The sequence below is a fragment of the Parafrankia elaeagni genome, from assembly GCF_000374165.1.
In the GTDB taxonomy this organism is placed as follows: domain Bacteria; phylum Actinomycetota; class Actinomycetes; order Frankiales; family Frankiaceae; genus Parafrankia; species Parafrankia elaeagni.
This window is the reverse complement of the sequence record NZ_KB893702.1, coordinates 1-1,402: the sequence shown is the minus strand read 5'-3', so window position 1 is coordinate 1,402 and position 1,402 is coordinate 1. Positions and strand designations below refer to the sequence as shown.

Genomic DNA, 1,402 nt, shown 5'->3' with positions numbered 1-1,402 from the left:
GTGCCGCGGTCGGGGTGGGTGAGTGGTCGGATCCGGGGTACTGGGTGGCCCAGGTACGTCGGCCGGTGCGTTTCGCTGACGCCGTCCAGACCATGACAGACCTCGGCGTGACCCGGTTCCTGGAAGTCGGCCCGGACGGGATCCTCACCGCGATGGTGCAGGACATCGCCGTAAGCCGGGAGGGCACTGCCCTGGCCGACCCGGGAGCGGCACCTCCGCCGGGGGACGGCATCGCCGATGCCGACGCCGACGGTGTCGTCGCCCTGGCCGCAATGCGGCGGGACAGGAGCGAGGTCGAGACTCTGCTGGCCGCGGTGGCGGAGCTGTTCGTCAGCGGCGTGGACGTGGACTGGCCGGCGCTCTTCGGTGGCGCCGGTGCCGGGACCGGGAGCATCGATCTGCCGACCTACGCGTTCCAGCACCGACACTTCTGGCCGCGGCAGCGGCCCGCCGGTGTCGGGGACGTGGCCGGACTGGGCCTGAGCTCGACGGGGCATCCGGTGCTGGGGGCGGCGGTGTCGCTGCCCGACTCGCCTGGGCCGGTGTTCACCGGCTGGCTGTCGACGGGCACGCATCCGTGGCTTGCCGATCATGTTGTCTACGGGCGGGTACTGGTGCCCGGTACGGCGTTGCTGGAGATGGTGCTCGCGGCGGGCGAGCGGGTCGGCGCGCCGGTGGTCGCGGAGTTGTTGCTCCGGGCCCCGCTGGTGCTGCCGGCGCGTGGCGGTGTGCAGGTGCGGGTGACCGTCGGCGAAGGGGATGCCGACGGCACGCGCGCGGTCACCGTCCATTCTCGGTCGGCGGATGACGAACCCTGGACGGTGCACGCCACTGGTGTTCTTGCTGGCGCGGGGAATGCGACCGGCGTGGCGGACGATGATTTCGATTTGGCGGTCTGGCCTCCGGAGGGGGCTGAGGAAGTCGCGCTCGACGGGCTCTATGACGCGCTCGCAGGGGCGGGCCTTGAGTACGGCCCGGTGTTTCGAGGGCTGCGGCGCGCGTGGCGGCTTGGTACCGAGGTGTACGCGGAGGCGGTCCTCACCGACGGTGCCGGTGGTATCAGCGGTGCCGGCGGTAGTCGTGGTTTCGCGGTGCAGCCGGTGTTGCTGGATGCGGTTCTGCATGCGATCGGCGCCGCCGACCTGCTGGGTGACGCCGGCACGGTGCGCCTGCCGTTCGCCTTCGCGGGGGTGCGGGTGTTCGGCCCGGCCGAGAGCGTGCTGCGGGCCAGGCTGACGCTGGGGGAGGGCTCGGAGTCGGTACGGCTGTGGCTGGCCGACGGTTCAGGCCTCCCGGTCGTCCTCCTGGACGGTCTGACGTTGCGGCCGGCTGCGCGGGACCGGTTCTCCGCTGGTGTGGATGCCGCGGCTCGTCTTCTTTATGGCTTGGACTGGGTTGGTCA

General features: G+C 71.8%; 1 protein-coding gene. It reads left to right on the top strand.

The features are described 5' to 3' along the window. Window positions 1-65: 65 nt before the first annotated feature. A partial coding sequence (locus B207_RS32765) for a polyketide synthase dehydratase domain-containing protein (RefSeq protein ID WP_230204866.1) occupies window positions 66-1,402 on the top strand: 1,337 nt, incomplete at its 3' end.